At 58.8% G+C, this 24,468-nt stretch carries 26 protein-coding genes and 1 rRNA gene; 11 read left to right on the forward strand and 16 right to left on the reverse strand.

Going from position 1 to position 24,468, the window contains the following annotated elements:
* Positions 1-3 precede the first annotated feature (3 nt).
* Complete coding sequence (locus tag NF676_RS01030; protein ID WP_150637331.1) at positions 4-549, forward strand: gamma carbonic anhydrase family protein; 546 nt, start codon at positions 4-6, stop codon at positions 547-549.
* Between the two features lie 28 nt (positions 550-577).
* Positions 578-1,228, forward strand: coding sequence for an HAD family hydrolase (locus NF676_RS01035; RefSeq protein ID WP_252887083.1), 651 nt, complete (start codon positions 578-580; stop codon positions 1,226-1,228).
* A 99-nt stretch (positions 1,229-1,327) separates the two neighbouring features.
* On the opposite strand, the gene NF676_RS01040 is transcribed toward NF676_RS01035, so the two are convergent.
* A complete protein-coding gene (locus NF676_RS01040) occupies positions 1,328-2,419 on the reverse strand; it encodes an aminopeptidase (protein ID WP_252887084.1) in 1,092 nt (363 codons plus the stop codon).
* Between the two features lie 58 nt (positions 2,420-2,477).
* Here NF676_RS01040 and NF676_RS01045 point away from each other — a divergent pair, with 58 nt between their 5' ends.
* On the forward strand, positions 2,478-2,900 hold the full coding sequence (locus tag NF676_RS01045) for a PA0061/PA0062 family lipoprotein (RefSeq protein WP_056791288.1): 423 nt from the start codon (positions 2,478-2,480) through the stop codon (positions 2,898-2,900).
* 39 nt (positions 2,901-2,939) lie between these two features.
* Positions 2,940-3,359 carry a PA0061/PA0062 family lipoprotein gene (locus tag NF676_RS01050; protein WP_252887085.1) on the forward strand — a complete coding sequence of 140 codons (420 nt, stop codon included), beginning with the start codon at positions 2,940-2,942 and terminating at the stop codon, positions 3,357-3,359.
* Between the two features lie 7 nt (positions 3,360-3,366).
* Here NF676_RS01050 and NF676_RS01055 read toward each other — a convergent pair whose 3' ends face one another.
* The gene (locus tag NF676_RS01055; RefSeq protein ID WP_252887086.1) at positions 3,367-3,606 is read right to left on the reverse strand and encodes a DUF1161 domain-containing protein; all 240 of its coding nucleotides are present in this window, start codon (positions 3,604-3,606) and stop codon (positions 3,367-3,369) included.
* Positions 3,607-3,846: 240 nt separating this feature from the next.
* A complete protein-coding gene (locus NF676_RS01060) occupies positions 3,847-4,278 on the reverse strand; it encodes an OsmC family protein (protein ID WP_016772308.1) in 432 nt (143 codons plus the stop codon).
* Between the two features lie 240 nt (positions 4,279-4,518).
* Between NF676_RS01060 and NF676_RS01065 the strand changes: the two genes are divergently transcribed.
* Positions 4,519-5,520: an LLM class flavin-dependent oxidoreductase gene (locus NF676_RS01065; RefSeq protein WP_056791299.1), complete on the forward strand. Its 1,002-nt coding sequence runs from the start codon at positions 4,519-4,521 to the stop codon at positions 5,518-5,520.
* 164 nt (positions 5,521-5,684) lie between these two features.
* Here the strand turns inward: NF676_RS01065 and NF676_RS01070 are convergent, their stop codons facing one another.
* Both NF676_RS01070 and NF676_RS01075 read right to left on the reverse strand, forming a co-directional pair.
* On the reverse strand, positions 5,685-5,909 hold the full coding sequence (locus NF676_RS01070; protein WP_056791302.1) for a DUF1161 domain-containing protein: 225 nt from the start codon (positions 5,907-5,909) through the stop codon (positions 5,685-5,687).
* A gap of 129 nt (positions 5,910-6,038) precedes the next feature.
* Entirely contained in the window at positions 6,039-6,254 is a 216-nt protein-coding gene (locus NF676_RS01075; protein ID WP_016772305.1) for a dodecin, read from the reverse strand.
* 166 nt (positions 6,255-6,420) lie between these two features.
* Between NF676_RS01075 and NF676_RS01080 the strand changes: the two genes are divergently transcribed.
* Positions 6,421-6,747 (forward strand): ElaB/YgaM/YqjD family protein, encoded by a 327-nt coding sequence (locus NF676_RS01080; RefSeq protein ID WP_039757078.1) that lies wholly within the window; start codon positions 6,421-6,423, stop codon positions 6,745-6,747.
* Here NF676_RS01080 and NF676_RS01085 read toward each other — a convergent pair.
* A complete protein-coding gene (locus NF676_RS01085) occupies positions 6,720-7,637 on the reverse strand; it encodes a LysR family transcriptional regulator (RefSeq protein WP_252885102.1) in 918 nt (305 codons plus the stop codon). The genes NF676_RS01080 and NF676_RS01085 overlap by 28 nt on opposite strands.
* Before the next feature lie 113 nt (positions 7,638-7,750).
* Here NF676_RS01085 and trpB point away from each other — a divergent pair, with 113 nt between their 5' ends.
* Positions 7,751-8,983, forward strand: a complete 1,233-nt coding sequence (trpB, locus tag NF676_RS01090; RefSeq protein WP_016772302.1) for a tryptophan synthase subunit beta — start codon at positions 7,751-7,753, stop codon at positions 8,981-8,983.
* The gene (gene trpA / locus NF676_RS01095; protein ID WP_252887087.1) at positions 8,983-9,792 is read left to right on the forward strand and encodes a tryptophan synthase subunit alpha; all 810 of its coding nucleotides are present in this window, start codon (positions 8,983-8,985) and stop codon (positions 9,790-9,792) included. Before trpB ends, trpA begins: the two co-directional genes overlap by 1 nt.
* Positions 9,793-9,850: 58 nt before the next feature.
* On the opposite strand, the gene NF676_RS01100 is transcribed toward trpA, so the two are convergent.
* From NF676_RS01100 to NF676_RS01145, 10 genes are all read right to left on the reverse strand, one after another.
* A complete protein-coding gene (locus NF676_RS01100; protein ID WP_252887088.1) occupies positions 9,851-11,812 on the reverse strand; it encodes a DUF7844 domain-containing protein in 1,962 nt (653 codons plus the stop codon).
* The gene (locus tag NF676_RS01105) at positions 11,809-12,129 is read right to left on the reverse strand and encodes a DUF2388 domain-containing protein (RefSeq protein WP_122506363.1); all 321 of its coding nucleotides are present in this window, start codon (positions 12,127-12,129) and stop codon (positions 11,809-11,811) included. The genes NF676_RS01100 and NF676_RS01105 overlap by 4 nt, the downstream gene beginning before the upstream one ends.
* 27 nt (positions 12,130-12,156) lie before the next feature.
* A complete protein-coding gene (locus NF676_RS01110) occupies positions 12,157-12,474 on the reverse strand; it encodes a DUF2388 domain-containing protein (protein ID WP_122603580.1) in 318 nt (105 codons plus the stop codon).
* A gap of 108 nt (positions 12,475-12,582) precedes the next feature.
* On the reverse strand, positions 12,583-12,900 hold the full coding sequence (locus tag NF676_RS01115) for a DUF2388 domain-containing protein (protein ID WP_042608980.1): 318 nt from the start codon (positions 12,898-12,900) through the stop codon (positions 12,583-12,585).
* A 333-nt stretch (positions 12,901-13,233) separates the two neighbouring features.
* Positions 13,234-13,449 (reverse strand): DUF1127 domain-containing protein, encoded by a 216-nt coding sequence (locus NF676_RS01120; protein ID WP_007911656.1) that lies wholly within the window; start codon positions 13,447-13,449, stop codon positions 13,234-13,236.
* A gap of 321 nt (positions 13,450-13,770) precedes the next feature.
* Positions 13,771-15,264 carry a succinyl-CoA:acetate CoA-transferase ScpC gene (gene scpC / locus NF676_RS01125; RefSeq protein ID WP_071173986.1) on the reverse strand — a complete coding sequence of 498 codons (1,494 nt, stop codon included), beginning with the start codon at positions 15,262-15,264 and terminating at the stop codon, positions 13,771-13,773.
* A 214-nt stretch (positions 15,265-15,478) separates the two neighbouring features.
* Positions 15,479-16,912, reverse strand: a complete 1,434-nt coding sequence (locus tag NF676_RS01130) for an NAD(P)(+) transhydrogenase (Re/Si-specific) subunit beta (protein ID WP_041476447.1) — start codon at positions 16,910-16,912, stop codon at positions 15,479-15,481.
* Positions 16,912-17,232, reverse strand: coding sequence for an NAD(P) transhydrogenase subunit alpha part 2 (locus NF676_RS01135; protein WP_003220416.1), 321 nt, complete (start codon positions 17,230-17,232; stop codon positions 16,912-16,914). Before NF676_RS01135 ends, NF676_RS01130 begins: the two co-directional genes overlap by 1 nt.
* Before the next feature lie 15 nt (positions 17,233-17,247).
* Positions 17,248-18,369 (reverse strand): Re/Si-specific NAD(P)(+) transhydrogenase subunit alpha, encoded by a 1,122-nt coding sequence (locus NF676_RS01140; RefSeq protein WP_041476446.1) that lies wholly within the window; start codon positions 18,367-18,369, stop codon positions 17,248-17,250.
* 434 nt (positions 18,370-18,803) lie between these two features.
* Positions 18,804-19,703, reverse strand: coding sequence for a LysR family transcriptional regulator (locus NF676_RS01145; RefSeq protein WP_252887089.1), 900 nt, complete (start codon positions 19,701-19,703; stop codon positions 18,804-18,806).
* 157 nt (positions 19,704-19,860) lie between these two features.
* Here NF676_RS01145 and NF676_RS01150 point away from each other — a divergent pair, with 157 nt between their 5' ends.
* From NF676_RS01150 to NF676_RS01160, 3 genes are all read left to right on the forward strand, one after another.
* Positions 19,861-21,042, forward strand: a complete 1,182-nt coding sequence (locus NF676_RS01150; protein ID WP_024015035.1) for an acyl-CoA dehydrogenase — start codon at positions 19,861-19,863, stop codon at positions 21,040-21,042.
* Positions 21,043-21,056: 14 nt separating this feature from the next.
* Positions 21,057-22,277, forward strand: coding sequence for a CaiB/BaiF CoA transferase family protein (locus NF676_RS01155; protein WP_252887090.1), 1,221 nt, complete (start codon positions 21,057-21,059; stop codon positions 22,275-22,277).
* Between the two features lie 630 nt (positions 22,278-22,907).
* Positions 22,908-24,444: ribosomal RNA gene (locus NF676_RS01160) — 16S ribosomal RNA — on the forward strand.
* Positions 24,445-24,468 lie beyond the last annotated feature (24 nt).

Consider the following 24,468-nt stretch of genomic DNA (forward strand, 5'->3'; position numbering starts at 1 on the left):
ATCGTGTCCCTTCGCAAATATCAGAATCACACCCCCCGCTTGAGCAACGGCGCATTCGTCGACGGTTCGGCGGTGGTGATCGGCGACGTCGAAATTGGCGCAGACAGCTCGGTCTGGCCGCTGACGGTGATCCGTGGCGACATGCACCGCATCCGCATCGGTGCGCGCACCAGCGTGCAGGACGGCTGTGTGCTGCACATCACCCACGCCGGCCCGTTCAACCCGGACGGTTTTCCCTTGCTGATCGGCGATGATGTGACCATCGCCCACAAGGTCATGCTGCACGGCTGCACCGTTGGCAGCCGCGTATTGATCGGCATGGGCAGCATCGTCATGGACGGCGCCGTGGTCGAGGACGATGTGATCATCGGCGCCGGCAGCCTGGTGCCGCCGGGCAAGCGTCTGCAGAGCGGCTTCCTGTATGTCGGCAGCCCGGTCAAGCAAGTGCGCCCGCTGACCGAAAAGGAAAACGCCTTCTTCACCTACAGCGCGGCGAATTACGTCAAGCTCAAGGACCTGCATCTGGCCGAAGGCTACGACCAGCTCTGAATCGCCTTACACCTGCTCGGGAATTTCCATGCACTACCAGACTGTACTGTTCGACCTCGATGGCACCCTGACCGACCCGCGTGAGGGCATCACCCGCTCAATTCAATTTGCCTTGGCCAATCTCGGCATCGACGAGCCGGACCTGAGCAAACTTGAACACTTCATCGGCCCGCCGCTGCTGCAAGCGTTCATGCAGTTTTACGACTTCGACGAGGCCAAGGCCTGGGAAGCGGTGAATTTCTACCGTGAGCGCTTCAAGGTCACCGGGCTCTACGAGAATCGGGTGTTCGACGGGGTGACGCCGTTGCTGGAAACCTTGAGCGGGCAGGGGCGGCAGTTGTACATCGCAACGTCCAAACCGTGGGTGTTCGCCCGCGAGATCGCCCGGCACTTCGACTTCGCCCGCCACTTCAAAGTGATCTACGGCAGCGAGCTGGACGGCACGCGGACCAACAAGGTTGAGCTGATTGCGCACCTGCTTGAGGAAGAACGCCTGAACCCGGCACAGACCCTGATGATCGGTGATCGCAAGCATGACCTGATCGGCGCCCGCAGCAACGGCCTGGATGCGGCGGCGGTGGGCTATGGGTTTGGCAGCTTCGAGGAATTGAACGCCGAATCGCCGGCTTATCACTTCGAAACTTTGAATGCGTTGCATCAGGCTTTTTTGCAGCGCTGAGCAGATGGCTATCGCTGGCAAGCCAGCTCCCACAGGTTAGCGATTCTTCAGGCTCACCGCTGTCCCTGTGGGAGCTGGCTTGCCAGCGATGAGGCCCGTTCAGCCGCTGGTGGACTCAGGAACTGCCAAGGCCCTCAAAGCCGCCTTACGCTCATCAACCGGCAATCGCCCCAACCGCTCAACCTCGGCATAGAACCTCAGCCAATCCCCACCCACCTGCCTGAACAGCGCCGCAAACGCCGGCACCCACTGGTCATACAGCCCGAACGGCAACAACCGCGCATTGTTCAGCGGCGCATTGACCCAGGCGTCATAGCGCTTGTCCCCGGCCCACTGACTGTCGCGCGTTGCCTGATACTCCCGGCGCAAGCGCTCGAATTCAGCTGCTTTGTGCTCACGCATTTGCTCAACCGACAGCGGCTGCGCATACAGCTTCTCCAGTCGTGAGCGCGTGGCGAGTACCAGTTCGATGAATTGGTCACGCTGCTTGAGCCTCGCATCCGACTCTGCCGGTAGCCCGCGAAAGGCGCGCCATTGCCGCGTACCTTCCTGCTCGACAAACGTGGCAAATGACTCGTTGAATTCGGTGTCGTCCTTCACATAGAACTTCTGGTGCGCCAGCTCATGAAAGATCAGCGTGGCCAGTCGCTCATCGCCCCAGCCCATCATCGAATTGAGGATCGGGTCATTGAACCATCCAAGCGTCGAGTACGCTTCGACCCCGCCGATCGACACATCCATACCCTGCAAACGTTGAATCGCCGCTTCGCCACGGGCGGCGCTCTGGCTGTAGTAGCCGCGATAGGCCACGCAGCCGGCAATCGGGAAGCAGTGATTCTGCGGTGTCAGGGAGAACTCTTGAGTAGCGAACACATTCCACACCACGTAGGGGCGATGGATATCGGCGTACAGGCGATAGCTCTGGTTATCCGGCAAATGCAGATGCTCGCTGGCAAAGGTACGGGCCTTTTGTGATTGAGCCAGATGCGCGCGCAATTTGGCATCGCGGCTGGGGTCGGCAATGACCTTCTCCACCGGCTCCCGGGCGCGCAGCAATTGCAATTGGCCGCTGGCGAGCTGGCTGTAATAGCTGACGCTGGCGCAACCGTTGAGCAACAAAAACAACACACCCGGAAACAAAATCGGAAAAACGCGATCAAGTAACCCAAGGCTGGAAAACGGCCTGATCAAAATAAGAAATTCCCCGGAAAGTCTGCCCCAAGACTATCCCGCCTCAAGGAGCACCGCTATGCGCATGTTCATGCTGACAGGAGGCCTGCTGACGCTGGCCGGTTGTGCCGGATTCGGAATGCCCGACCCCGACCCCTCGCAAGCCTGGATCGATCTTGACGCTCGCCAACACGACACGGCGCTGCAAGCCGTTCAAGTCGATGCCACCCAGGCCATCGACAAACGCTATTTCGAAGTGCAGCCCGGCAGCCATGAGCTGAAGGTGCGCTATCAATTCCCGGTCGAGGCCACCAATATCGGCCCGACTGCCGAACCGCTGTGGCGCGATTGCCAGTTGAGCGTGAAATTCAAGGACTTCAACGCCGGCCAGCGCTATCAGCTGCAGGCTGGCAGCATCGGCTTCAGGCCTTGGGCCAAGCTGTATGACGAACAGCGCAAGGTTGTCGGTCAGGGCACACCGGCGGGCTGTCAGAGCAGTTGATCGGCGCTATGCTGGAAATCCCGTCTAAGGATATCGATCATGCGCAAGTTGACGACATTGCTGGCCGCCAGTGTGCTCGCCGGTTGTCAGAGCCCGTTGCCGGCGGCCGATCCAGACAAAGCCTGGGTCGACTTCGCCATGCCTACCCCCGGCGGCAAGGTGCTGATGGCCGAGCGCCTGGATAAACAGCGCTCGCGCGACGGACGGTTTTTTCAGGTGACGCCCGGTAGTCATGAGCTCACCGTGCGCTTTGACTTCGAAGTATTCGGGGGTGGTCAGGGCATGGATACCGATCCGCAAGAGCGGCTGTGTTACATGACCGTGCCCTATGAATACTTCGAGGCCGGGCAGCGTTACCGCCTTGAGGCCCGATCGCTGGCCTTCACGCCAAGTGCACGCTTGATCAATCGTCAGGGGCAGATCGTTGCCAACGAGCGGCAGATCAATTGCGTGCCGTGATAGGCAATCAGCTATCGTTTTTCTGATAGATGATTCGCTTGGTGCCGTTCTCGCAAGTACCGACGATCATGGCCGAGTCATGCTGCTTCGCCTCCTCCGCCGTGATGATTTCCAGGGTGTACGTTGGGACCGCTTTCGCCTGAATTTTAACCTCGATTTCCTTTCTGAGCTCTTCGCACTTCTTGGGGGCTGCGAAAGCGGAAGTGGCCAGTGCACTGCAAAGGATCGCCAAGCCAATACGTTTCATCGATGAAGCTCCTTGAGGCAGCGCGCACGGGTGTGCGCTGAAGCTGCTGTCGATTATTCGACCACAATTCTGCGGAGCGGGTTCTGACTTTGCTCACACCTTGTATTAATTGCCGGCCGCTGAGCAGGTTTCTAGACTGCCTTCGCGAGCAAGCTCGCTCCCCCACTGGATCTGCGCCGTGCACAAATCCCCTGTGGGAGCGAGCCTGCCCGCGAAAGCGTCAGCCCTGCAAACGCCCAATCAGCTGACCAGCGAAGCCTCGAGGGTGATCTTCGCGTTCAGCACTTTGGAAACCGGGCAACCTTCCTTGGCCTTGTTGCTCAGTTCTTCAAACTGCTGCTGAGTTGCGCCTGGAATCTTCGCCTTGAGAATCAGCTTTACCGCAGTGATTGCGAAGCCGCCGTCAACCTGATCGAGGGTGACTTCAGCGTTGGTGTCGATGCTGTCTGCCTTCAGGCCGGCATCGCCGAGAATCATCGAAAACGCCATGGAAAAGCAGCCGGCGTGGGCCGCGCCGATCAGTTCTTCCGGATTGGTACCCTTGCCGCCTTCAAAGCGCGCCTTGAAGCCGTACGGCGCTTCGCGCAGTACGCCGGTTTCGGTGGAGATCGAGCCGAGACCGGTTTTCAGATCGCCTTCCCAATGCGCCGATGCCTTTTTCACGATAGCCATGTCTGCCTCCTCAAATGTGGCGCGGGACGCCGCGCCTTCGCGGTTTTTACTAGCAAGGCTTCTGAGGATAGACGGCGGAACAAAGTTCAGCCTGGCTGAATCGTTGACTTTTTTAGTAGGAAATTTCGCCGCTGCTATTGAATCTCGGGTATATGCCCTCATTCCATAAAACACGCTTATGGATTTGGCAGGTTTTCGCTCGCAAGAAAAACCTGCCTCCCCACCCGGAGATGCAGGTTCATGAAAAAACTGTCCGACGTAAAATTTTCCACCCTCGACCTGGTGCCAGTGCGCGAAAACGGCAGCGCGGCGCAATCGCTGCGCAACTCGCTGGACCTGGCGCAGCATGCCGAGAAATTCGGCTACACGCGCTTCTGGGTCGCCGAACATCACAACATGGACGGCATCGCCAGTTCGGCAACTTCGGTGTTGCTCGGCTATCTGGCCGGAGGCACGTCGACGATCCGCGTCGGTTCCGGCGGGGTAATGCTGCCCAACCATGCGCCGCTGGTGATCGCCGAGCAGTTCGGCACCCTCGAGAGCCTGTACCCGGGACGGATCGACCTGGGTCTGGGCCGCGCGCCCGGCTCTGACCAGATGACCGCCCGCGCCTTGCGCCGTGAGCGCTCGGGCAGCGCTGACGACTTCCCTGAAGACGTTGCCGAACTGATGCGCTACCTCGGCCCGCGCACCCCGGAGCAACGGGTGATCGCCATGCCCGGCACCGGCACCAACGTGCCGGTCTGGCTGCTCGGCTCAAGCCTGTTCAGTGCGCAATTGGCGGGTGAGCGCGGCTTGCCTTACGCCTTCGCCTCGCACTTCGCGCCGCGCTTCATGCACGAGGCGATCCGCATCTACCGCAATCACTTCAAACCGTCGGCGGTGCTCGACAAGCCGTACGTGATGCTCGGCGTGCCGCTGGTGGCAGCGGATACCGATGAGCAAGCCGATTATCTGGCGACGTCGGTGTACCAGCGCATTCTTGCGCTGATGCGTGGTCAGAGCCTGGTGCAGCGTCCGCCGGTGAAAACCATGGACGGCCTGTGGCTGCCCCATGAACGTGAAGCGGTGGGCGATTTCCTCGGTCTCGCCATGGTCGGCGGCCCGCAGAAGATCCGCGCCAAGCTTGAGGTTTTGATCGAGCAGACCCAGGCGGACGAGCTGATTTTCACCAGTGATCTTTACGAACACGCCGATCGCATCCATTCCTACGAATTGCTGGCCCAAGTCATGAAGGGATAACGCGAGCCCTTGTAGGAGCTGTCGAGTGCAACGAGGCTGCGATCTTTTGATTATGATTTGAAATCAAGATCAAAAGATCGCAGCGTCCCGCAGCTCCTACCCGGAAAATCATCGTCCACAAAAAAGCCGACGCATCCACGTCGGCTTTTGTGTTTCAGGCGCAATCAACCTCGCTTGTAGACGATGTCCTTGCTGCCGCCTTCGCAACTGCCGACGACGTCGCCATCAACGGCCGCACCCTTGTCGACAACTTCCAGCGAATAACCGGATACGCCTTTGGCGTCGAGCTTCGCGGCGATTTCGCTTTTCAGCTCTTCACATGGCTTGCCGGCTGCAAACGCACCACCCGCAAGGCTCAACAAACCTACTGCCAACATGAACTTCTTCATCGGTCGCACTCCCTGGTCGGATTGAATGAGGCGGGCATCGGGTCATCCACCCGATGCGCTCACCTTGTAGCGCTTTGCCATTCCCTATGGCACTCGGCCAGCGCGCAAGTTCAGAAGACTAGCTCAAACTCAGCTGGCGGCAATCTTGAAGCCGACTTTCAGCGTTACCTGAAAGTGCGCCACCTGGCCGTTTTCGATGTGGCCACGGGTTTCGGTCACTTCAAACCATTCCAGATTGCGCAGGGTTTTGTTGGCTTCGGCCAGTGCGTTGTTGATGGCGTCTTCGATGCTGGTGGTGGACGAACCGACCAGCTCGACTTTCTTGTACGTGTGATGGTCACTCATGGCGTTCTCCTTGGGTTGGAATGGCGTGTGAAATTGAGCCTAGCAGGCAATTGCACTGTTGATTTCGGCGCCGCTGCGCTGGCGAAGTTCAGAATTTCTGCACTTTCTCGAAGTGGTGAAGTCCCAACCAACACACGCCACTCATCACCAATGCAGGAGAGCCACCATGGCCAACACCTCTTTACGTAAAGCCTCGTTGCAAAGCATGGAAGCCGAGATCGAGAGTCTGCTCAAATCGTTGGAAAGCTTGAAAGACGATGCTTCGGACGAGTCGCGCAAGACCCTCAAGGCGCTGAAAAGCAATGCCGAAAGTGCACTGAAACATTCCCGTCATCTGCTCAGCGACGCGTACGAAGAAGTCAAAGTGAAAACCCGCGAGACCGGCATTGCCACTCGTGACTATGCGCAGGAACACCCATGGACCACGGCTGGCGTGGCTGTCGGTGCAATCGGTCTGCTCGCTGCCTACTTTTTGTTCAAGCGCGGTGAGTGATCAGGCTGGCGCAGCTCGTTTTTGAGCCACTGCGCCAGTTGCCGAGCGCGCCCGTCCGCGGCGCGCTTGGGTAGCCACAACGCCAGTTGCGCCGGGGTTTCGCAGAAGCCCCATGGCGCAACCAGGCGTCCTGCCTTCAGATCTTCGGTTACCAGCGGCTCCGGTGCGATAGCCACGCCGAGACCTGCAACAGCCGCCTCCAGCAAATAATACAAATGCTCAAAACCTTGCCCGAGCTTCAACGCCTTGGGATCGAGGTGGTTTTGCTGCGCCCAGCTCGGCCAGGCTTGTGGGCGAGAGGTGGTGTGCAGCAAGGGCTGCTTGAGCAATTCTGCGCCAGGAGCGTCGTGCAGGTTCTGATAACCGCTGAATAACGGGCTCATCACCGGGCCGATGCGTTCCGCCGCCAGTTCATAGACCTGCATATCGGCCGGCCACGGTGGCTCGGCGAACAGCAATAGCGCATCGAGTCCCGGGCGCCGAGGGTCGAGATCGCCTTCACCGGCCGACAGGTGCAGTCGCAGATCAGGCAAATCGGCATTCAACCGCCCCAGGCGCGGAATGAACCAGCGCGCCAGCAGACTCCCCGAACAACCAAGCACGAACGGCGCATCGGCAGTGCTTTGGGTCAATTCCGCACAAACAGTGCGCAAGCGATCGAACGCCTCAGCGCTGGCATCGCGCAGACGCACGCCGGCATCTGTGAGTTTCAAGCCGCGCCCATCCTTCACGAACAGACTCACTCCGAGATGTTCTTCAAGCGCTTTCAGCTGGCGGCTGACCGCGCCGTGAGTGACATGCAGCTGCTCGGCAGCCTGACTGACGCTGTTCAGACGGGCGGTGGCCTCGAAGGCGCGCAAGGCATTGAGCGGGGGAAGGTCGTGGCTCATGGTATCTGTGAGTTTTCCTGACAGGTTGCGGCGATCTTATCGGTTTTCAGCCTGGAAAGTCAGGGGTAGAGTGGTCGTCATTGTCTTCTGACCGAATTTACCTGGAGCGACCCATGACCCAGACTTCGAACACCTCTGATCTGCGCAACGGCCCTGACGCCAACGGCCTGTTCGGTGCGTTCGGTGGCCGTTATGTAGCGGAAACCCTGATGCCGTTGATCCTCGACCTGGCCCGCGAATACGAAGCGGCCAAGGAAGATCCGGCATTCAAAGAAGAATTGGCCTACTTCCAGCGTGATTACGTCGGACGTCCGAGCCCGCTGTATTTCGCCGAACGCCTGACCGAGTTCTGCGGCGGCGCCAAGATCTACCTCAAGCGTGAAGAGCTGAATCACACCGGCGCGCACAAGATCAACAACTGCATCGGCCAGATCCTGCTGGCGCGGCGCATGGGCAAGAAGCGCATCATCGCCGAGACCGGCGCCGGCATGCACGGCGTGGCCACGGCCACCGTCGCTGCGCGTTTCGGTCTGGACTGCGTGATCTACATGGGCACCACCGACATCGAACGTCAGCAGGCCAACGTCTTCCGCATGAAGCTGCTTGGCGCTGAAGTCATTCCGGTGGTGGCTGGCACCGGCACCCTGAAGGATGCGATGAACGAAGCCCTGCGTGACTGGGTGACCAACGTCGACAACACTTTCTATCTGATCGGCACTGTGGCCGGCCCACACCCTTATCCAGCAATGGTCCGCGACTTCCAGGCCGTCATCGGCAAGGAAACCCGCGATCAGCTGCAGGCTCAGGAAGGTCGTCTGCCGGACAGTCTGGTGGCATGCATCGGTGGCGGTTCCAACGCCATGGGCCTGTTCCACCCGTTCCTCGATGACAAGAGCGTGGAGATCATCGGCGTCGAAGCCGCCGGTTATGGCATCGAAACCGGCAAGCACGCGGCCAGTCTGAACGGCGGTGTGCCGGGCGTGCTGCACGGTAACCGCACTTTCCTGCTGCAGGACGACGATGGGCAGATCATCGACGCCCACTCGATTTCCGCTGGCCTCGACTATCCGGGCATCGGCCCTGAACACGCCTGGTTGCATGACATCGGCCGCGTCCAGTACACCTCGGTGACCGACGACGAAGCGCTTGAAGCGTTCCACAAATGCTGCCGTCTGGAAGGGATCATCCCTGCCCTGGAAAGCGCTCACGCCCTGGCCGAAGTGTTCAAACGTGCACCGAAGCTGCCGAAGGATCACCTGATGGTGGTCAACCTCTCGGGCCGTGGCGACAAGGACATGCAAACCGTAATGCACCATATGCAACAGTCGCAGCAGGAGAAACACTGATGAGCCGCCTGCAAACCCGCTTTGCCGACCTCAAGCAACAGAACCGCGCCGCGCTGGTGACCTTTGTCACCGCTGGCGATCCTGACTACGACACTTCGCTGGCAATCCTCAAAGGCCTGCCTGCCGCAGGTGCCGACGTGATCGAACTGGGCATGCCGTTCACCGATCCGATGGCCGATGGCCCGGCGATCCAGTTGGCCAATATCCGCGCACTGGGCGCCAAACAGAATCTGGCGAAAACCCTGCAAATGGTTCGCGAATTCCGTGAAGGCAACAGCGACACGCCGCTGGTGTTGATGGGTTACTTCAACCCGATCCACAAATTCGGCGTCGAGCGTTTCATCACAGAAGCCAAGGATGCCGGCGTCGATGGCCTGATCGTGGTCGACATGCCACCAGAGCACAACGAAGAGCTGTGCGACCCGGCGCAGGCTGCTGGCCTGGACTTCATCCGCCTGACCACGCCGACCACCGACGACGCGCGCCTGCCGCGTGTGCTCAACGGTAGTTCCGGTTTTGTCTACTACGTGTCGGTCGCGGGTGTCACCGGCGCCGGTGCAGCGACTCTGGAACATGTGGAAGAGGCGGTTGCACGTCTGCGTCGGCATACCGACCTGCCGATCAGCATCGGTTTCGGTATCCGTACGCCGGAGCAGGCTGCGGCGATAGCGCGTCTGGCTGACGGTGTGGTGGTGGGCTCGGCGTTGATCGATCACATCGCCAGTGCCGATACGCCTGAGCAGGCCATCGATGGCGTGTTGAGTCTGTGTTCGGCGCTGTCCCAAGGCGTGCGCAAGGCTCGCCTCTAAAGCCGCAGGGGAAAACAAAAAGGCTTCAGAACAGGCGTTCTGAAGCCTTTTTTTGTGCTCAGGGTAATTGCAGTCCGCCCGAAGCCTTGTGCAGTTTGCGCAAATGCTCGCCAATCTGCTTGACGTTGGCCTCGCTGGCGGCAATCTCGGCGGCGCGCTTGGGTTCGAGCAGCTTGCGCACTTCGGTATCGAGATCGCCGGACAGTGCCAGCAGCTTCTTCTGCCGCTGGCTGCTTTCCGCTTCCAGTCGGCCAAACTCGCTCGGCTGCGGTAGTCCGTACCCTTTAGAGTCGAGCAGTTCCGCCGGGCGGCTGAGGAAACCACTGTTGGCGAGGATCTCCTGCAAGGTCGCGTTGGCCTTGTCCATGCCGCCATTTTCCAGCTCGCGGGCGCCGAGGTAACGTTGCTTGACCTCATCCTGCGCCAGTAACAACTGCCGGCGGAAACTCGCCTGCTCGAGCAGCAACAGCGCCGCGCTGGTGCGCAGGTCGGCGCGGTCGAACCATTCGCGGCGTTGTTCAGCGCTGAGTGACAGCCAGTCTTCGACAGTGGTCTGCTTGATCGGCAGTTGCTTCTTCAACACATCGAACATCGCTTGATAGCGATCGCGGAACGAGTCGAAGCGGTAACCCAGACGCAGCGCTTCTTTCGGATTGTCGAGCACACTGGTGTCGGCCAGACCACGGCCCTTGAGCACTTCGAGCAGGCCGTTGGGCATGATGCTGTCGAGGCTGACCAGTTGGCTGTTATTGCTGCCACTGCGCAACAGTTTCAAACCTTCTACCGCGCAGTTGTTGGACAGGAAGAAGTAGTTGCCGTCGTAACTCCAGTGCATCTCGGCGGCATGTTCGACGACGCCTTCGATTTCCTCGCGAGACAGCTTCAGCGGCACCGAAGCGAGGCTGCGCAGCTCGGTCTTGGTGTATTCGTCGATCACTTGCGCCAGCGGCAATACGAACAGCCGCGACGGGTATTTGCCGACCAGTCCGTCCCAGCTCGACAGCTGCACATCGCCAACGAAGGCGCGATAGGACAGCACCAGGTGCTGGTCGAGGTCGAGGCGGCAATCCGGGCCACGCGGGCGACCGGGGGCGCAGATCACCAGGCGCAGCATGCTGTGACCCCAGCGGCTGACCCAGTTCTGATTGGCCTCGGCCAGCAGGTAATCGACGGCATAGACCCGTTCCGGATCGACTTGCCCCAGAGGCTGCTTGGCGAAGTCATTGCCCGCATTGAGAAAGGCGAAGCTCTTGCTGCAGGTGTCCTGCGCTGGCGGCGCCCAGCCGAAATGTTCCTTGTAGTAGCGATACAGCGCCGGGCGGCGGCAGGCGTAGCTCGGGTCGAGGAGGAAGTACTCCATGTTGACCGCGACGAATTCCTTGGGACTGGAGATCTCGTAAAGATCCGGACTGCGGGCGATCTGTCGGTTATGTTGTTCACGCTCGCCACGGCGACCGACGTACTGTTGCCACCCGGCCAGATCGAGCAGGCGCGGGTCGTCGCTGATGGTGAAGCGGCGACCGTTCTGCCCGCGACACTCATCGGGCATACCGATCAGCCCGGCGCTGTTGAAGCGTCGGGTGCAGAGCTGGATCAACGTGCGCTCGGCGCTCGGCCATAAACGCGCGCGGTCGTAGATATGCGTGATTTCGTGCAGCACCGTGGCCAGCAGTTCCTGGCGCACAGTGCCGTGGGGGCGATTGGTTTTCTCTTTCGCCGCGCTGCCATCGGTGAGACCGGCGAGCAGTTTGCGATTCAGATCGAGCTCGGACACCAGCGTCGCCTGCCCGTAAGCGTTGGCAGGCATGTCGTCGGTCCAGCCGACGTCGATGCGCCGATCCAGCCGCTCGATGAAGCTCGGCGGCAGTTTCGCCATCGCCTCATCGATCAGCGCCTGACTGGCCTGTTGTTGAGCCGGGCTCAGACCCTCGGTCTTGAGCCGCAATTGCAGGCCGGCGTGGGCGCTGTTGCCGAGCAGCAACAATGCCCCGGCCAGCAGCCAGGCGCCAACGGACTTCACAGCGCGAGAATGGCTTCGGCGAGTACCTGATCACTGGCGTCGCGCGCTTCCGGCACGCGATTACGCAAAGTGTTGAGCGCGGCTTCGAGATGCGCGCCACGGATGTCGCCGTTGCTGGCGACGAAACTGGCGGCGTCGTCGTGGGCTTCGCGGATGATTTTCGAATCGCGAATCGACGTGGTGGTATCGGAAGTGAAATCGATGCTGCGCTGGGAGGCACGAACGATGATGTTACTGGTGGCTACCAGGGTGTGCGCCTGGGCCACATCGGCCAACACAAACAGGCCAAAGGCGGCAGCAATCAGCGGGCTACGCATGGAACGACTCCGGAAGGAAAAGGATAACTATTGGACGAGAATTGCCTCTGCCAGTTCAAGGTCGCTGGCATGAAGTTTCGGCCGGGTTTTGCGCAGGTAATGCAGCGCGGATTCCAGCCTTGCGCCTCGCCATTCACCGTCACTGGCAACAAAGGCGGCCGCGTCATCATGAGCGGCGCGCAGCAGTTTACGGTCGAACGGCGCAGAAGACACCATGCTGGTGGCGTAACCGCTGACAACCGTGCCTTGGGTCGACGCATTGAAAGCATCGAAGGCGTTGGCGGACATCGCCCAGCAGGCCGTGAATAAAGTAGAAGAGATGAGCAGGTTTGGAAGAAAGCGCATGGGACTCGACAACTGTTAACGAGCCTGAAGGCTAGCGCAAATGCCCGGGCCAGAGCCAGCGTTGAAACATTGGGACACGGCTGGCGTGTCCCGCAATACCGCAAACGATCAGAGGGTCAGAATGGCCTGAGCCAATTGGGCATCGGTGGCATTGAGTTGCGGCGCCTGATGGCGGATGTGATCGAGCGCGCTTTCCAGCTTCACTCCACGGATATCGCCTTCGCTGGCCACGAAGCTGGCGGCATCGTCGCGGGCGGCGAGGACGATCTTGTCGTCACGGAACGAGGAGGTCACATCGGAAGTGGCGTCGGAGGAGGCTTTCAGCGCGCCGACGATCGAGTCGGTGGTGACGATGAAGCTGGTAGCGCTGGCGTTGGCAGCCACGGCCAGCAGGGCGGCGGCACTGAGCAGACGAAGACGGGTCATGATGGAACTCCTTTGGATAAACCGTAGTGAGAGGTGGCTCGGTATCTGAGGAGTCAGACGCCTGTTGCGCAACGTTCGCCACGTTCTGCATGGATATTAGGCTGCCAGATGCGGTTCGCCCAGTGGTGGCCAGTGATACTCCAAAGTTTCTGGATAACTGTACTGGTATATTCGAGTATTTCTTAAATTGTACCTGTGCTCGTTCATATATGCGTTTTAGAGCATTCAAGGCCCCTGAAACGACAAAACCCGTCGTGGTTGCCCACGACGGGTTCTGCTTGTGCAATTCGGGTTGCTGGCGGTGGGTCTGACGACCAGAGCCAGCGACGCTGCTTAGCGCCAGAACGGCTTGCTCAGCTCTTCGTAGCGTTGTGCTTCGCTGATACCGGCGTCAGCCAGCAGACGCGAATCCAGACGGGCCAGTTGGTGGCGGCTGGAGATGCGGCGCTGCCACAACATCAGGTTGGCAATAACGCGCAGAGGCAGGGAAGCCTGGGTGTTTACAGCTTTGTCTTCGAAGAACAGTTCGGAACTGAGTGTACGTTCCATGGTTGACATCCTTCCGCTTGTGGCGGGATCAGGTAGTGGTTTGACTGGTGCCCATGATCCTCTCGTTTGGATAGTCTCTGTAGATACAGTTCATTTGTATTGTGAGTGAGCAGTTAACTGTTTATGGATGGTGTACGGGTCGAAATTGGGCAAACTGTACCTGTCCGCACTTGATTGGTGCATTTCGGCTCGTATCACGGGATTGAGTAGGGCTTTGCTGTAGGAAAAGACCGGTACAGCAGTACAGTTTTTTGCGATCCTGCTTCTCGCGCGCATCCACCGAGGCAAAACTGTGTTTGCCTCGGTGGTTATCTGTGTGAATCACACCGCCAGCATGCGCCCGGTTTCTTCCAAGTTCATATGCCAGCTCAGGGCTTCGCGCAGAATGTGCGGGGTGTGCCCGCCGATTGCACAGGCAGCGCTGAAATAGTCATTCAGTGCCTGGCGAAAGTCCGGATGCACGCAGTTGTCGATGATCACTCGTGCACGCTCCCGTGGCGCCAGGCCACGCAGGTCGGCGAGGCCGACTTCGGTCACCAGGATGTCGACGTCATGCTCGGTATGGTCGACGTGGCTGACCATCGGCACCACGCTGGAAATCGCGCCACCCTTGGCGATCGACTTGGTCACGAATACCGCCAGATGCGCATTGCGCGCGAAGTCGCCGGAACCGCCGATGCCGTTCATCATCCGCGTACCGCAGACATGGGTGGAGTTGACGTTGCCATAGATGTCGAACTCCAGCGCGGTGTTGATGCCAATGATGCCCAGACGCCGCACCACTTCCGGGTGATTGGAGATCTCCTGCGGCCGCAGAATCAGTTTGTCCTTGTACTTCTCCAGGTTGCCGAACACGTCGCTGTTGCGGCGCTCGGACAGGGTGATCGAACTGCCCGAGGCGAAGCTCAGCTTGCCGGCATCGATCAGGTCGAAAGTCGAGTCCTGGAGCACTTCCGAATACATGGTCAGGTCTTCGAACGGCGAGTCGATCAAGCCGCACATCACCGCGTTGGCGATGTTGCCAATTCCGGCTTGCAGCGGGCCGAGCTTGTTGGTCATGCGCCCGGCCGCAACTTCCTGCTTGAAGAAGGTGATCAGGTGTTCAGCGATAGCGTTGGTATCAACGTCCGGTACCGACACTGTGGACGGCGAGTCCGACTGCTGAGTGATGACAATCGCAACGATCTTCTCCGGCGGAATCGGGATCGCCGTGCTGCCGATGCGATCGTCGACTTTCACCAGCGGGATTGGCGTCCGCGTCGGGCGGTACGTCGGGATATAAATGTCGTGCAGGCCTTCGAGGTTGGCGTTGTGGGCCAGGTTGATCTCGACGATCACTTGTTTGGCGAAGATCGCGAAGCTGGCCGAGTTGCCCACCGAAGTGGTCGGCACGATGTGGCCTTGTTCGGTGATGGCGACTGCCTCAATGACGGCAATGTCCGGCAGCTTCAACTGTTGGTTGCGCAGTTGCTCTACGGTTTCCGAGAGATGCTGGTCGATGAACATCACTTCGCCGGCGTTGATTGCCTTGCGCAACGTGCTGTCGACCTGAAACGGCATGCGCCGCGACAGCACGCCGGCCTCGGTCAGTTGCTTGTCGAGGTCGTTGCCCAGGCTGGCGCCGGTCATCAGGCTGATCTTCAGCGGCGTGACCTTGGCGCGCTCGGCCAGTGCATGGGGAACGGCCTTGGCTTCGCCGGCGCGGGTGAAACCGCTCATGCCGACGGTCATGCCGTCCTCAATCAGAGCAGCGGCGTCGGCAGCGCTCATCACTTTGTCCAACAACGAAGGCAGGCGAATACGGTCACGGTACATGGATTATTATCTCGGGCAACGAGTAGCAGGATGCGCAGTCTAGTGAATTTGGCCGGCGCCTGTCCCGCTACCAAGGTCGCAAACGAGGCCTCTATTTCGCGGGTTTGCAGTAAAACACCGTTACCGGATCTGCAACAACGCGGCAAATTGTCCAGCGTCTGGCGCAAACAAAAACGCCCCGACAAGTCGGGGCGTTCGTTATTGCAACGGGTGATTACTCGACCGCTTTGACCATGTCTTCGATGACTTTCTTCGCGTCGCCGAAAACCATCATGGTCTTGTCCAGATAGAACAATTCGTTGTCCAGACCGGCATAGCCGCTGGCCATCGAGCGCTTGTTGACGATGATGGTCTTGGCCTTGAACGCTTCGAGAATCGGCATACCGGCAATCGGTGACTTCGGATCGTTCTTCGCGGCCGGGTTGACCACGTCGTTCGCGCCGAGCACCAGCACCACGTCGGCCTGACCGAACTCGGAGTTGATGTCTTCCATCTCGAACACCTGGTCGTAAGGCACTTCGGCCTCGGCGAGCAGGACGTTCATATGCCCAGGCATCCGACCGGCCACCGGGTGGATCGCGTACTTCACAGTCACGCCACGATGGGTCAGCTTCTCGGTCAGCTCCTTCAGCGCATGTTGTGCACGCGCTACTGCTAAGCCATAACCCGGCACGATGATCACGGTGTCGGCGTTGGTCAGCAGGAAAGTCGCGTCATCCGCCGAGCCGGATTTCACCGGGCGGGCTTCCTGCGCACCGGCAGGACCTGCATCTGCCGTATTGCCGAAACCGCCGAGCAGTACATTAAAGAAGGAGCGGTTCATCGCCTTGCACATGATGTACGAGAGAATCGCACCGCTCGAACCCACCAGCGAGCCGGCAATGATCAGCATCGAGTTGTTCAGCGAGAAACCGATGCCCGCCGCCGCCCAGCCGGAATAGCTGTTGAGCATCGAAACCACCACCGGCATGTCGGCGCCGCCGATCGGGATGATGATCAGCACGCCCATCACGAACGCCAGCGCCAGCATCAGTGCGAACGCCGTAAGGTTGCCGGTGAACATGAAAGTCAGACCGAGAACCAGCGTTGCCAGACCCAGAATCGCATTGAGCTTGTGCTGGCCACTGAACTGTACCGGTGCGCCCTGGAACAGGCGGAACTTGTACTTGCCCGAGAGCTTGCCAAAGGCAATCACCGAGCCGGAGAAAGTGATCGCACCGATTGCCGCACCGAGGAACAGCTCCAGACGGTTGCCCGCCGGGATCGCATCGCCCAGCTGTTTAACGATACCCAACGACTGCGGCTCAACCACTGCCGCAATGGCAATGAACACCGCCGCGAGGCCGATCATGCTGTGCATGAACGCTACCAGTTCCGGCATCTTGGTCATTTCAACGCGTTTGGCCATGATCGAACCGGCGGTGCCGCCGACCAGCAGGCCAACGATGACGTAACCGATACCGGCTGTAGCGAGCTCAGCCCCGAGCTTATAGATCAGGCCGACCGTTGTGATGATGGCCAGCGCCATGCCAAGCATGCCGAACAGGTTGCCGCGCCGCGAGGTGGTCGGGTGGGACAGGCCTTTGAGGGCCTGGATAAAGCAGATCGACGCGATCAGGTAGAGCGTCGTCACGAGATTCATGCTCATTACTTCGGCGCCTCTTCTTTTGCTTTCGGGGCTTTCTTTTTGAACATCTCAAGCATGCGGCGAGTGACCAGGAAGCCACCGAACACATTGACCGCCGCCAGTGCCACAGCCAGCGTGCCCATGGTCTTGCCCAAAGGCGTGACTGTCAGCGCAGCGGCGAGCATGGCGCCGACGATCACGATCGCGGAAATGGCGTTTGTGACTGCCATCAACGGCGTGTGCAGCGCAGGTGTAACGTTCCAGACCACGTGGTAACCGACATAAATCGCCAGCACGAAGATGATCAGGTTGTAGATACCGGGGGAGATAAGCTCTTCCATCGTCTGAATCCCTGCTTAGGCGTTTTTGCGGATGACTTGGCCGTCGCGGCACATCAGGCACGCGGCGACGATGTCGTCTTCGAGGTTGACGTCGAACTGGCCTTCCTTGGTGAACACCAGCTTGAGGAAGTCCAGCAGGTTGCGTGCGTACAGCGCCGAAGCGTCGGCGGCGACTTCACCGGCGAGGTTGGTCGGACCGACGATCGTCACACCGTTTTCCACAACGACCTGATCGGCGACGGTCAGCGGACAGTTGCCACCCTGAGCGGCCGCTAGGTCGATGACCACCGAGCCCGGCTTCATCTGCGCCACGGTCTCGGCGCTGAGCAGCGTCGGCGCTTTGCGGCCCGGAATCAGCGCGGTGGTGATGACGATATCGGCCTGCTTGGCGCGCTCGTGCACGGCCTGGGCCTGACGCTGCATCCAACTCGCCGGCATCGGCCGCGCGTAACCGCCGACACCGACGGCGCATTCGCGCTCTTCATCGGTCTCGTAAGGCACGTCGACGAACTTCGCGCCGAGGGATTCGATCTGTTCCTTCACCGCTGGGCGCACGTCGGACGCTTCGATCACCGCACCCAGGCGTTTCGCCGTGGCAATCGCCTGCAAACCGGCCACGCCTGCACCAAGAATCAGCACCCGCGCCGCTTTCACGGTACCCGCAGCAGTCATCAGCATCGGCATGAAGCGTGGGTAATAGTGAGCCGCGAGCAACACCGCTTTGTAGCCGGCGATGTTCGCCTGCGACGACAACACATCAAGACTCTGCGCCCGCGAGGTGCGCGGCGCCGCTTCGAGGGCGAACGCGGTAATGCCGCATTCGGCCATCTTCGCGATGGTCTCGTTGTTGAACGGGTTGAGCATGCCCACGAGCACCGTGCCGCGCTTGATCAGCGGCAGTTCGGCATCGCTTGGCGCGACCACTTTGAGAATCAGCTCGGCGCCAAACGCGTCATTGGCGCTGCCAATGCTTGCGCCGGCCGCTTCATAGGCACTGTCGACGACACTGGCTTTAACGCCAGCGCCGCTTTGCACAGTGACCTTATGGCCTTGGCTGATCAGCTTCTTGATGGTTTCCGGGGTTGCAGCAACCCGTGTTTCACCGGTCTGGGTTTCGAGAGGAACACCAATGTGCACGTCAAATCTCCTGCGTGATCTTGTTGAGTAAACCCATGCACTACGGATGGTGCGACTGGGGCGGCCGATCAGCACGATCCCGCCGAATCAGGGCGGGGCGCGGCATTTTGCAGGCGAACTTTATGACCTTCAAGGGATTATGACGGGTGACGGAAAATTAACTACAAGTCATGCCGTGACCGAGTGTCGCAGATGGCCAGTTGAACCCCTTGCAGGCCGTGCCCTGCAAGGATTCTGGCTGAATTTGAAAAAAATTCGCATCGGTGGCGTGAATAGGCAGCAATGAGTCGCCATTAGAGGCTCAAAGCCGCGTGTTTGGCAGCTTGTAGGACGTCTGTACGACTTTCGGATACAGTCTGCTTAAAAGCGACATATAGTTATATCTGTAGGGCTTTGGTTTTTCTGACTACGGGGTTAGGTATTGCGCAAAGCCTTTATTCTTCTAGGCTGTAGCTCTGCGCCTGATTTACCAGCCAGTCACGAAATGCCTTCAGCGATGCCGATTCGACCTTTCGCTCCGGAATCATCAGGTAATAGGCCTTGATGCTGGAAAGCGCTTGAGAGTTGGCAACCACCAGACGTTTCTCTGTCAGCTCGCGCTGAATCAGAAACGGCGGAATCAGCGCGACGCCCATGTCGTGCATGGCTGCCTGGGCAAGCATGGAGAATAGCTCGTAGCGTGGACCTGTCATGTCGCGAGGGATATTCAATTGCTGCGAGTTGAACCATTGGCGCCAGGCGTAAGGTCGGGTGGTTTGCTGCAGCAGCGGTAGGTCAGCGATGGCTTGCGCTGTCAGATGTTTGCGATTGCCAAGTAGGGTGGGACTGCACACCGGCATCGGATTCTCGCCCATCAATCTGTGGGATTCGGTACCCGACCAGTCGGCGTCGCCGAAGTAAATCGCGGCATCGAATTCGGTGTCGGCAAACAGGAATGGCCGGGTGCGGTTGGTCAGGTTGACGGTCACTTCCGGGTGCTTGAGCTGGAAATCCTTGAGCCGTGGCAGCAGCCATTGCGTGCCGAAGGTCGGGACGACGGCGAGCTCGATGACGTTGGTGCCCTGCTGGCCCATTACCGAGAGGGTGTCGCGCTCCACCGCATCAAGCTGAGTCGCCACCCGACGACTGTAGGAAAGACCCGCCTCGGTCAGTTTCACTCCACGTCGCGAGCGTCGGAACAGTTCCACGCTGAGGAAATCTTCCAGGCTGGCGATCTGTCGGCAAATGGCGCCTTGGGTGAGCGACAGTTCTTCAGCAGCACGGGTAAAGCTCTCATGGCGGGCGGCAGCTTCGAAACTGATCAGGGCGGCGGTGCTGGGGATCTTCCTGCGCATGTACGTCAACCTCACTAATGCGCCGCATAAAAGGCTATTCGCGACGGTACGGAGTGAGAAATTAGCACAACAGAATGCGAAATCCTCGTTTGCTCCGACGGCGAACCGCGCCTAGGATCAATGCCACGTTAATTCACCCGATTGCGAGGGCACACTCATGGGCGGTAAAGCTAGCTTCAACTGGATCGATCCCCTGCTGCTGGATCAACAGCTCACCGAAGAAGAGCGGATGATCCGCGACACCGCCGCGCAGTTCGCTCAACAGAGTCTCGCCCCGCGTGTGCTCGAAGCTTTCCGTCATGAAAAGACCGACCCGGCAATCTTCCGCGAGATGGGTGAAGTCGGCCTGCTCGGCGCGACCATTCCCGAACAATACGGTGGCAGTGGTCTGAATTACGTCAGTTATGGCCTGATTGCCCGAGAGGTCGAGCGCGTCGACTCTGGCTATCGCTCGATGATGAGCGTGCAATCCTCATTGGTGATGGTGCCGATCAACGAATTCGGTACCGAAGCACAGAAGCAGAAGTACCTACCGAAACTGGCCTCCGGCGAATGGATCGGTTGCTTCGGTCTGACCGAGCCGAACCACGGTTCCGATCCGGGCGCGATGATCAGCCGGGCGCGCAAGGTCGATGGCGGCTACAGCCTGACCGGCGCGAAGATGTGGATCACCAACAGCCCGATCGCTGACGTATTTGTGGTCTGGGCCAAGGATGACGCCGGCGATATCCGTGGATTCGTTCTGGAGAAAGGCTGGAAAGGTCTGAGCGCTCCGGCGATTCACGGCAAGGTCGGCCTGCGCGCTTCCATCACCGGCGAGATCGTCATGGACAACGTGTTCGTGCCGGAAGAAAACATCTTCCCGGACGTCCGAGGTCTGAAAGGTCCGTTCACCTGCCTCAACTCCGCACGCTACGGCATTTCCTGGGGCGCACTGGGCGCGGCCGAGTTCTGCTGGCACACCGCGCGTCAATACACTCTGGATCGTCAGCAATTCGGTCGACCGTTGGCCGCGACTCAACTGGTGCAGAAGAAACTCGCCGACATGCAGACCGAGATCACTCTGGCGCTGCAAGGCTGCTTGCGACTGGGCCGGATGAAGGACGAGGGTACCGCCGCCGTTGAAATCACTTCGATCATGAAGCGCAACTCCTGCGGCAAGTCGCTGGATATTGCGCGGATGGCGCGCGACATGCTCGGTGGCAATGGTATCTCCGATGAGTTCGGCGTGGCCCGTCATCTGGTCAACCTGGAAGTGGTGAATACCTATGAAGGTACCCACGACGTTCACGCGCTGATCCTCGGGCGTGCGCAAACCGGTCTGCAGGCGTTCTATTAATAGGAGGGCGGACCATGGGCGCGCTGTCGCATCTACGGGTACTGGATTTATCGCGAGTACTGGCCGGGCCTTGGGCCGGACAGATCCTCGCCGACCTGGGCGCCGAGGTGATCAAGGTCGAGCGCCCGGGCAATGGTGATGACACCCGCGCCTGGGGCCCGCCCTTTCTTAAAGATGCTTACGGCGAGAACACATCGGAAGCGGCTTATTACCTCTCGGCAAACCGCAACAAGCAATCGGTGACCATCGACTTCACCCGTTCTGAAGGGCAGAAGCTGGTGCGCGACCTGGCGGCGAAGTCGGACATTCTGATTGAGAATTTCAAAGTAGGTGGTCTGGCGGCCTATGGTCTGGACTATGAGTCGCTGAAGGCGCTCAACCCGAATCTGATCTATTGCTCCATCACCGGCTTCGGCCAGACCGGCCCTTACGCGAAGCGCGCAGGGTATGACTTCATGATCCAGGGGCTTGGCGGCTTGATGAGCCTGACCGGCCGACCCGAAGGAGACGACGGTGCTGGTCCGGTGAAAGTCGGTGTCGCGCTCACGGACATTCTTACTGGGCTGTATTCAACGGTGGCGATTCTCGCGGCGTTGGCTCATCGCGATCACGACGGTGGTGGCCAGCACATCGATATGGCGTTGCTGGATGTGCAGGTCGCGTGTCTGGCTAACCAGGCGATGAACTACCTGACCACGGGCAATGCGCCAAAGCGTCTGGGAAATGCGCATCCCAACATCGTGCCTTATCAGGACTTTCCTACGGCGGATGGTGACTTCATTCTTACCGTGGGTAATGACGGGCAGTTCCGCAAGTTCGCAGAGGTGGCTGGCCAACCGCAGTGGGCGGATGATCCGCGCTTCGCGACCAACAAGCTGCGGGTAGCGAACCGCGCGGTGCTGATCCCGTTGATCCGCCAAGCTACGGTCTTCAAGACCACGGCCGAGTGGGTTGCTCAACTGGAGCAGGCGGGTGTGCCTTGTGGGCCGATCAATGATCTGTCGCAGGTGTTTAAAGATCCCCAAGTGAAGGCGCGCGGTCTGGCGATAGAGCTGCCGCATGCATTGGCGGGGATGGTGCCTCAGGTGGCCAGCCCGATTCGATTGTCGGAGACGCCCGTTGAATATCGTCATGCGCCTCCTTTATTAGGTGAGCACACATTAGAGGTTCTGCAGCGGGTGCTGGGTCTGGGGGCAGGCGCGGTGGCTGCGTTGAAGGAGGAAGGCGTCCTTTAAGTCTTCTTCTATATAGAAGAAGCTCTTTTCTCATTTGATTGAATGTTTTTTAACCAATACGCAAGTTATTGAAAGAAAAGCGAAATTAATGGTTGACGGCAGATTCCAGAGGTCTATAATTCGCCCCACTTCCGGCGCAGTCGAAACGGAAAACTCCTTGAGATTCAGAGAGTTACGCAGTTTTCGACAGCGACTTGCTTCAGGTCATCGAAGTCTGGAAGAAGTTGAAAGAGCAGCGATGTGTAGCTCTTTTAACGGTTCGATCTTCTCGGTCGAAAGCGGAGAAAAAGAGGTGTTGACAGCAGCGATTAACGCTGTAGAATTCGCCTCCCGCTAACGAGAGATCGGAAGCGCAAGTGGTTGAAGTTGTTGAAGAATTCTTCGAAAGCTTCTGAAAATAATCACTTGACAGCAAATGAGGCTGCTGTAGAATGCGCGCCTCGGTTGAGACGAAAGATCTTAACCAACCGCTCTTTAACAACTGAATCAAGCAATTCGTGTGGGTGCTTGTGCAGTCAGACTGATAGTCAACAAGATTATCAGCATCACAAGTTACTCCGCGAGAAATCAAAGATGTAACCAACGATTGCTGAGCCAAGTTTAGGGTTTCTTAAAAACCCAAAGATGTTTGAACTGAAGAGTTTGATCATGGCTCAGATTGAACGCTGGCGGCAGGCCTAACACATGCAAGTCGAGCGGATGAGAGGAGCTTGCTCCTGGATTCAGCGGCGGACGGGTGAGTAATGCCTAGGAATCTGCCTGGTAGTGGGGGACAACGTTTCGAAAGGAACGCTAATACCGCATACGTCCTACGGGAGAAAGCAGGGGACCTTTGGGCCTTGCGCTATCAGATGAGCCTAGGTCGGATTAGCTAGTTGGTGAGGTAATGGCTCACCAAGGCGACGATCCGTAACTGGTCTGAGAGGATGATCAGTCACACTGGAACTGAGACACGGTCCAGACTCCTACGGGAGGCAGCAGTGGGGAATATTGGACAATGGGCGAAAGCCTGATCCAGCCATGCCGCGTGTGTGAAGAAGGTCTTCGGATTGTAAAGCACTTTAAGTTGGGAGGAAGGGTTGTAGATTAATACTCTGCAATTTTGACGTTACCGACAGAATAAGCACCGGCTAACTCTGTGCCAGCAGCCGCGGTAATACAGAGGGTGCAAGCGTTAATCGGAATTACTGGGCGTAAAGCGCGCGTAGGTGGTTTGTTAAGTTGGATGTGAAATCCCCGGGCTCAACCTGGGAACTGCATCCAAAACTGGCAAGCTAGAGTATGGTAGAGGGTGGTGGAATTTCCTGTGTAGCGGTGAAATGCGTAGATATAGGAAGGAACACCAGTGGCGAAGGCGACCACCTGGACTGATACTGACACTGAGGTGCGAAAGCGTGGGGAGCAAACAGGATTAGATACCCTGGTAGTCCACGCCGTAAACGATGTCAACTAGCCGTTGGGAGCCTTGAGCTCTTAGTGGCGCAGCTAACGCATTAAGTTGACCGCCTGGGGAGTACGGCCGCAAGGTTAAAACTCAAATGAATTGACGGGGGCCCGCACAAGCGGTGGAGCATGTGGTTTAATTCGAAGCAACGCGAAGAACCTTACCAGGCCTTGACATCCAATGAACTTTCCAGAGATGGATTGGTGCCTTCGGGAACATTGAGACAGGTGCTGCATGGCTGTCGTCAGCTCGTGTCGTGAGATGTTGGGTTAAGTCCCGTAACGAGCGCAACCCTTGTCCTTAGTTACCAGCACGTAATGGTGGGCACTCTAAGGAGACTGCCGGTGACAAACCGGAGGAAGGTGGGGATGACGTCAAGTCATCATGGCCCTTACGGCCTGGGCTACACACGTGCTACAATGGTCGGTACAAAGGGTTGCCAAGCCGCGAGGTGGAGCTAATCCCATAAAACCGATCGTAGTCCGGATCGCAGTCTGCAACTCGACTGCGTGAAGTCGGAATCGCTAGTAATCGCGAATCAGAATGTCGCGGTGAATACGTTCCCGGGCCTTGTACACACCGCCCGTCACACCATGGGAGTGGGTTGCACCAGAAGTAGCTAGTCTAACCTTCGGGAGGACGGTTACCACGGTGTGATTCATGACTGGGGTGAAGTCGTAACAAGGTAGCCGTAGGGGAACCTGCGGCTGGATCACCTCCTTAATCGACGATATCAGCTGCTGCATG

Source organism: Pseudomonas siliginis, assembly GCF_024072275.1.
Taxonomy (GTDB): domain Bacteria; phylum Pseudomonadota; class Gammaproteobacteria; order Pseudomonadales; family Pseudomonadaceae; genus Aquipseudomonas; species Aquipseudomonas siliginis.